This is a genomic window from Frankia tisae (assembly GCF_025403405.1).
GTDB classification, from domain to species: domain Bacteria; phylum Actinomycetota; class Actinomycetes; order Frankiales; family Frankiaceae; genus Frankia; species Frankia tisai.
Window position 1 is genome coordinate 24261 of the sequence record NZ_JANEZT010000030.1, and the last position, 7191, is coordinate 31451.

The following is a 7191-nucleotide window of genomic DNA, read 5'->3' on the forward strand; positions in this document are numbered from 1 at the left end:
AGGGTATCACCGCAGCTGAAAGAGGTCTTGGACACCCACTCGGGACAATGGCATCGTCAATAGGTACCCGATGGGGTCGGAGCAAATTCGGCATAAGAGTTTGACATGGAAATTGATAGCAGGGTCCTGAACCAGAATGAGCAGATCGTGAATTGAGCGCGGTCCATCGCGTCATTCGACGGCATCGAAGACACAGCCGTTAACGGCGACGAGGTGGGAAATGGCGTCCTATCCAGCTCCAGAAAGCAGACACGTCAATAAGCAGCATCAGCATTGGCGGCCTGGGGAACATGGCCAGCACCCTGGCCAAGCTTGCACCCCGCGCGACTGTTCGATGCGTTAAGCACGCAGATCGGTGTACATAACATCGGCGCGGCATGTGAATGGAGTAGCAGTGGGAAAGCTCGATGGCAAGGTTGCGGTGATCACAGGCGCGACAAGTGGAATGGCGCTGGCCGGTGCGAAGTTGTTCGTTGATGAAGGAGCTCACGTCTTCATTTCGGGCCGGCGGAAGGACGCGCTGGACGAAGCCGTCAAACTGATCGGCCGGAACGTGACCGGCGTGCAGGCAGATTCGGCCAACCTCGATGATCTGGACCTTTTGTTCGAGACGGTCAAGCAGGAAAAGGGCACGGTCGACGTGTTGTGGGCAAGTGCTGGAATGGGCGAGCAGGGCAGGCTCGGCGAGATCACCGAGGAGCAGTTCGATGCCGCCTTCTCGCTGAACGCGCGCGGAACGCTGTTCACGGTCCAGAAGGCGCTTCCGCTGTTCAACGATGGAGGCTCGATCTTCATGACCGGGTCAAACGCTTCGCTCCGGGGCTACCCCGATTGGAGTGTGTACGCAGCGAGCAAGGCCGTGCTGCCCGCCTACGCACGGGTGTGGGTGTCCGAGCTGAGGGACAGGAAGATCCGGGTGAACGTGCTGACCCCCGGCCAGGTTGCCACGCCGATTCTGGAGAAGGTGATGGACGAGCAGATGAAGGTGCAGTTCGAGTCCGTGATCCCGCGGCGAGAGATGGGCCGCCCTGAGGAGATCGCGTCGGTCGCGTTGTTCCTCGCCTCGGACGACTCGAGCTACGTCAATGGCATGGAGCTGGTTGTCGACGGCGGCACCACAGTGATCTGAGCGCGTCGCTGGTGGTCGTCAGCGCCGCGCCGGCGGGTACCCGAGCTGGAGCAGGTTGGTGTCGCGCGTCCAGCCGGGCGCGGAGGTCCAGGCCGAGTTCGTGTCGTTGCCGTCCTCGCAGTACGACATGACGTCGAAGACGGTGAAGGGATAATCAGCACCTTCGTCGCCACCGCCACCAACCACTACTCGGCCCACCGCGGCAGCACCCCCGTCGTCAGCGCCACCGTGCACGGGTTCACCGTCGGCTACTGGTGGGCCGCGGGCGCCTTCTGGGCGGGTGCCGTCATCTGCGGTGCCCTGATCCGCGGTGCCCTGATCCGCGGCGGCACCCGGCTCCACCACGAGGCCGGCCAGCCCGAGCCCGTCGACCAGGTCGTCAGCGGGCCGATCTGGCACCTGGGCGCCGGCGAACCTTCGACACCCGGCCCAGCACGCCAGCAAGATCCCCACGACCAACTGATCCATACACAACAAAGGAACACACGTCGTGACCACCATCAGCATCATCGGCTCGGGCAACATGGCCACCGCCATCGGCACCCGGGCGACGAAGCACGGCCACACCATCGAGCTCATGAGCCGCAACACCGCCAAGGCTCAGGCGCTTGCCGACCAGATCGGCAACGGAGCCACCGTCGGCACGTTCGGCGCAAGGCCGGCGGGTGACATCGTCATCGTGGCCGTCCTGTACACCGGCGCGGTTGAAGTGGTCGCGCACTACGGCGATGCGCTGGCCGGCAAGATCCTCGTCGACATCACCAACCCGTTCAACGCCGACGTAAGTGGACTCGTGACTACCGCGGGCAACTCGGTGTCCCAGCAGATCGCCGCCGCCGCCCCCGAGGGCGCACACGTCGTGAAGGCATTCAATTCGATCTTCCGCGGCGTCCTTGCTGAAGACAAGCCCCTGGACGTGTTCTTCGCCGGCGACAGCGCCGAGGCGAAAACACGTGTCGCGGCGTTTCTGGAGAGCGTGGACATGCGGCCCCTCGACGCAGGAGGGCTCGAGATGGCCTACGTCCTTGAATGGGCCGGCATCCTCCTGGTGGGCCTGGCACGCAACGGCGCTGGCTTCGACATCGCCTTGGGCGCCGAGGTCCTCTGAAGATTCTCTCCAGGAGAGAACATGGCCACGGTGGTCTTCATCAACCGGCTCCAGCCGGCGGACGGTAAGTACGACGCTCTGATCGGCCTCCTACGCGAGTTCGCCGACTCGATCAACGCCGAACCGGAATACCTTCGTTATTCGGTCCACGAGCCGATCGATGACGAGGCCACGCCCTTGACCGTCATCCAGGCCCACACGTCGGTCGCCGGCTTCGAGAAGCACGGCGAATGGATGGCGCCGAAGATCCCGCGACTGGTTCCGCTGCTCGCGTCCCCGCCCGACCCTCCGGTCCTGCTCCGGTCGGTATCGCTGGGCGGCGACCCTCTCAGCTGAGCACACCGCACCACCACTTCTCGCGCCACATCACGCCAGTCGATCTACGGCACGAGAAGAAAAGCCCCTCCACCTATCCTTACAAGGAAGTAGCATACGCGTTTTCGTCGCTGGCGGGACCGGCCATTCCGGTTCGTACATCATCCCCGAACTCATCGCCGCCGGGCACGAGGTCACCGGCCTGGCCCGGTCGGACACGGCCGCGGCGGCGCTGTCCGCGCATGGCGCGAAGGTGCGTCGCGGCGACCTCGAGGATCTCGACGGGCTCAAGGAGGCGGCCGCGGACTCCGACGGCGTCATCCACGTCGCGCACAGGCAAGACCTGCTTCTCTCCGGCGGGATCGACGCCGTGGCCGCCGCGGAGGTCCCGATCATACTCGCGTACGGCGAGGCACTCGCGGGAACCGGAAAGCCGCTGGTCGCGGCGGGGAGCATTGGCTCGCCCGGGAGCCTGGGCCGGCCGGCCACCGAGAAGGACCCGGCCCTTCCCGGCGGCGATGAGTACAAGGGCACCCTGCACGCTCGTAACGTCGTGGAAACCGCCGTAGTCGGCCTCGCCGAGCGGGGAGTGCGGTCTTCGGTCGTGCGGATTGCCAACATCGCGCACAGCACGACCGATCGTGCCGGCTTCCTCGTGCAGCTGATCGCGCTCGCGAAGGAGAAGGGTTTCGTCGGCTACCCCGGAGACGGCGCGAACCTGTGGAACGCCGTGCACGTCCGCGATGTCGCCTCCTTGTTCCGCCTGGCGCTGGAGAAGGGGCCGGCTGGCAAATACTGGCACGCGGTTGGGGACGGGGGCATCCCGTTCCGCGAGATCGCCGAGGCCATCGGCAGCCGTCTGGGCCTGCCCGTCGTGAGCGTTCCTGCGGACGTACTGATGGTGCCGGGATACTTTGGGTTCCTCGCGAACATAGTCACGCAGAGCTACCCGGCGTCCAACCTCATCACCCGCCGGACCCTCGGCTGGGAGCCCGCTCAGCCCAGCCTGCTCACCGATCTGGACAACGGCCATTACTTCTCCGCCAGCTGATGACAGGGACCCGAATCGCAACGAGTCCGGCACATGACAAGGGCTCGGCTCTTCTGGAGGGGCGCTGAGAATATGACAACTGTGGGATTCATCGGAAGCGCGGAACTGGGGCCGCGGGCGTCCGCGGCGACGAGCGGGGAGGCCGCGGCGGCCGGTGACATCGTCGTGGTCACGGTGCCGGTCAAGGCGTTCCCCAACTTACCCGCCGTTCCACTGGCCGGGAAGACAGTCATCGACACGTGCAACTACGGCCCCGAGCGTGACGGGCACATTCCCGAACTCGACAGCACGTCGCTCACGTCGAGCGAACTGCTGTTGCGGTACATCCCGGACGCCATGGTCGTGAAAGCGTTCAACAACATCTTCTTCAAGCACCTGCTTTGACATCCTCACCTCCCTGGAGGAAGGCGATTCCCGCACCTCGCGGTACGGGTTCCTGCTTCGTGGAACAGCACCTCACCAACACCTACCGCAAGCTCCGCATCGACTCCCGTCACGCCCTCGCTGAAGCACTTGGGGCCGAAGGATCTTAACCTCGATCTTTCGCGCTGCGGGCAGGTCCGGTTTCGGTGCGCCCCTCATCCTTGTCGATGTTGAATTTTGGCCGTCTGATCGTGACGGTTCCACCCGTCTGTCGTGCGGATGCCACGGCCGCTGCACCCCGCACGCCACGCGCGGGGCTACAACAGACCGGTCTGTCCAGGAGACGGACCTCCAGCGTCGACTTCGTATCGGCGCTGGTCAGCACCTCACCCATGTAACGCCATTGTTACCAAGATCAGCGAAATGGGGCGTAAAAACCGCTAAACGCGCAGGTCAGGCGGTTTGTGACACCCACCCCAGGAGCGGTCGGTGGACCTAACGCACCACAATAAGAACCGTTTAATCTTAGTTCAGGGTCCCGAGATCACCATCCGCCCGGTCTCCACGCGACTTCCGACCGGGGGCGATGTCCGATGATCACTCGGCCGGCAACATCATCCAGCGAGTCGAACACACGTTCCGCTTGGCGAGCTCACCGAAGGTCACGAACGTGATCAGTGGGCGGCGGCCGATCAGACGGGTTGCCACGGGCCCGCTGAGCCTGCGTTTGTGGCTCAGGGAGGCGACGTCGGTGTCAAGGACGACAGGCTGCACGGCGGCGGCTCAGACGACGTCGCGTCGACGCTCGGCGTAGGTGAACGCGAGGAACTCGTCGAGCTCCTCGTCAGAGTCGAAGGTGTCGGCCGTGAGGTCGTCGAGGGACCGGATGGGCTGTGTGCCTCGTGCGGCCAGGAGCTCCTCGGCAGTGGTCTGGGGGCGCAGCGGCGGGTACAGAGGAGGACTGGTTTCCGGAGTGCTCATGGACGAGGGCCCCCTCGCTGGTATCTCCGGCTGGCTGCGGGCGTGGCCATCACGCGGCGGTGTGCGGGCCGCCACCCGTGACCGGCTGCTGTCCGAAGGAACCGTCCCTTTGCCTCACCCCGTAGACATCGGGTATTCAGTCTATTCGGGGTGATCAGCCGCGTCGCCGAACAGCACGCGGCGCAGGGCGTCCCAGCAGGCGAGGGCGACCGCGGCGAGGCCGAACACGGCGCCGGTGACACTGACGGCGACCCAGCCGCCGTGGCTGTAGGCGGTGCCGGAGGCGATCGAGCCGACGAGTCCGCCGGCGAAGTAGATCGCCATGTAGGCGGAGGTGAGCCGGCTGCGGGCGGAGGGGGCCAGCCGGTAGATCTCGCTCTGGTTGGCGATGTGCAGGCCCTGGGCGGCGAGGTCCAGCACGAGGATCCCGATGATCAGTGCGGCCAGCGAGTGGCGGCCGAAGCCGAGGGGAAGCCAGGCGGCGAGCAGCAGCACCGCGGTGCCCACGGTCACCGCGCCGGCCCGCCCGCGGTCGGCGGCCCTGCCGACGAACGACGCGGCGAGCACCCCCATGAGGCCGAGCAGCCCGAACAGGCCGATCATGCCGGTGGAGTAGTGGTAGGGCGCCGCGGACAGCAGGAACGCCATCGGCGTCCACAACGCGCTGAACGCCCCGAACGACGCCGCCCCGTAGGCGGCGCGCAGCCGCAGCACCGGCTCGTCGCGCAGCAGCCCGACCACCGAGGCGATCAACGCCCGGTAGCCGAGCCGCGGCGCCGCGGTGCGCGGCTCGGCTGGCAGCCGGGCGGCGAGCACGGCGCACAGCACGAGTTGGGCGGCTCCGGCGGCCCAGAAGGGGGTGCGCCAACCGCCGAGGTCGGCCAGGTAGCCGGCGACGGTGCGGGCCAGCAGGATGCCGAGCAGCAGCCCGCTCATCACCGTCCCGACGACCTTGCCGCGCTCGGCATCGCCGGCGAGTGTCGCGGCGAAGGCGACGCCGATCTGGGCGGTCACCGACAGGGCGCCGACCGCGACGGCGGCCGCCAGCAGCTGGGTCGCCGAGGTGGCGGTGGCGAGCACGAACAGGCCCACCGCCTGGGCGGCGACCAGCGCGGGGATCAGCCGGCGGCGGGCCACGAGGTCGCCGACTGGGACCAGCAGGCACAGCGCCACCAGGTAGCCGGCCTGCGTCACCGACACGACGAGCCCGGCCGTGCCGGTGGACAGGCCCAGCGCCGCCCGGATCTCTCCGAGCAGGGGCTGGGCGTAGTACATCGCCGCCACGCACATGCCGGTGCTCACCGCGAGCAGACCGACCAGCCCGCGACCGAGGCCCGAGCCCGACGGCGGGGCGGAACTGGTGGAGGGGTCGTCTGCCGTCACGCCGCCGTCGATCATGTGTCCAGGGTGCCGCCCGCCAGATAACCTGTCCAACAGAACAATCAGCTCGGCTTCATCTCGTGAGGAGATGTATGGAGCTCCGCCAGCTCGAGCACTTCGTCGCCGCGGCCGAGGAGCTGCACTTCACCCGGGCCGCGCAGCGGGTGAACATCGTCCAGTCCGGGCTGTCGTCGTCCATCGGCGCCCTGGAACGCGAGCTCGGCGCGAAGCTGTTCGTGCGCAACACCCGTGCGGTGCGGCTGACCCAGGAGGGCGAGGTGCTGCTCGCGCAGGCCCGCCGGATCCTGTCCGCGGCCGACGCGGCGCGCTCGGCGGTCGCCGGGGTGGCCGGCGGCATGGGGGGCCGGCTGACCATCGGCATCATGCAATGTTTCAGGCGGGGTCTGACCGAGGCGCTCGCCGCCTTCCACACCGAGCATCCGCGGGTGGAGCTGCGGCTCGTGCAGGCGCCCAGCCTGGAACTGCTCGACCGGGTCGCGGCCGGCGCGCTCGACCTCGCCTTCGCCTGCGCGCGCACAGCCCCGGCCACCATCCACCTGACCCCGCTGGACGACCGGCCGATGGTGTTCGCCTGCCACGCCGGGCACCCGCTGGCGGAGCAGGCGGCGGTGTCGCTGCGGGAGGCCGTGGAGGAGGACTTCGTCGACTATCCGCCCGGCTGGGGGTCGCGCACGGTCGTCGACGCCGCCCTGGCCGAGCACGGCCTGCGACGCCGGCTGGCCTGCGAGGTCGGCGACACCGACACGCTGCTCGACCTCGTCGCGCACGGGCTCGGCGTCGACGTCCTGCCCCCGAGCCTGGATGCCCGGCACCGCGACGAGCTGCGGATGATCCCACTCGCCC

9 protein-coding genes are annotated in these 7191 nt (G+C 67.5%); 6 read left to right on the forward strand and 3 right to left on the reverse strand.

What is annotated here, in order from left to right:
- Nucleotides 1-394: 394 nt before the first annotated feature.
- Nucleotides 395-1129 (forward strand): SDR family NAD(P)-dependent oxidoreductase, encoded by a 735-nt coding sequence (locus NBZ85_RS05025; protein WP_261559293.1) that lies wholly within the window; start codon nt 395-397, stop codon nt 1127-1129.
- A gap of 18 nt (nt 1130-1147) precedes the next feature.
- Here the strand turns inward: NBZ85_RS05025 and NBZ85_RS05030 are convergent, their stop codons facing one another.
- Complete coding sequence (locus NBZ85_RS05030; protein ID WP_261559292.1) at nt 1148-1528, reverse strand: hypothetical protein; 381 nt, start codon at nt 1526-1528, stop codon at nt 1148-1150.
- Nucleotides 1529-1619: 91 nt separating this feature from the next.
- Here NBZ85_RS05030 and NBZ85_RS05035 point away from each other — a divergent pair, with 91 nt between their 5' ends.
- The 4 genes from NBZ85_RS05035 to NBZ85_RS05050 all read left to right on the forward strand — a co-directional run bounded on the left by NBZ85_RS05035 (nt 1620) and on the right by NBZ85_RS05050 (nt 3987).
- A complete protein-coding gene (locus NBZ85_RS05035; RefSeq protein WP_261559291.1) occupies nt 1620-2237 on the forward strand; it encodes an NADPH-dependent F420 reductase in 618 nt (205 codons plus the stop codon).
- 21 nt (nt 2238-2258) lie between these two features.
- A complete protein-coding gene (locus NBZ85_RS05040) occupies nt 2259-2573 on the forward strand; it encodes a putative quinol monooxygenase (protein WP_261559290.1) in 315 nt (104 codons plus the stop codon).
- Nucleotides 2574-2667: 94 nt separating this feature from the next.
- Complete coding sequence (locus NBZ85_RS05045) at nt 2668-3603, forward strand: SDR family oxidoreductase (protein ID WP_261559289.1); 936 nt, start codon at nt 2668-2670, stop codon at nt 3601-3603.
- 81 nt (nt 3604-3684) lie between these two features.
- Nucleotides 3685-3987: an NAD(P)-binding domain-containing protein gene (locus NBZ85_RS05050; protein ID WP_308205056.1), complete on the forward strand. Its 303-nt coding sequence runs from the start codon at nt 3685-3687 to the stop codon at nt 3985-3987.
- A gap of 762 nt (nt 3988-4749) precedes the next feature.
- On the opposite strand, the gene NBZ85_RS05055 is transcribed toward NBZ85_RS05050, so the two are convergent.
- Entirely contained in the window at nt 4750-4947 is a 198-nt protein-coding gene (locus tag NBZ85_RS05055) for a hypothetical protein (RefSeq protein WP_261559288.1), read from the reverse strand.
- A gap of 141 nt (nt 4948-5088) precedes the next feature.
- On the reverse strand, nt 5089-6330 hold the full coding sequence (locus NBZ85_RS05060) for an MFS transporter (protein WP_261559287.1): 1242 nt from the start codon (nt 6328-6330) through the stop codon (nt 5089-5091).
- Nucleotides 6331-6419: 89 nt separating this feature from the next.
- On the opposite strand from NBZ85_RS05060, the gene NBZ85_RS05065 reads away from it, so the two are divergent.
- Nucleotides 6420-7191: LysR family transcriptional regulator (locus NBZ85_RS05065; RefSeq protein ID WP_261561559.1), on the forward strand; the 772-nt coding region annotated here is incomplete at its 3' end.

What these genes read in the sequence shown, in the direction of transcription:
- NBZ85_RS05040 (WP_261559290.1), top strand. Translation starts at nt 2,259, where the DNA reads ATGGCCACGGTGGTCTTCATCAACCGGCTCCAGCCGGCGGACGGTAAG.
- NBZ85_RS05055 (WP_261559288.1), bottom strand. Translation starts at nt 4,947, where the DNA reads ATGAGCACTCCGGAAACCAGTCCTCCTCTGTACCCGCCGCTGCGCCCC.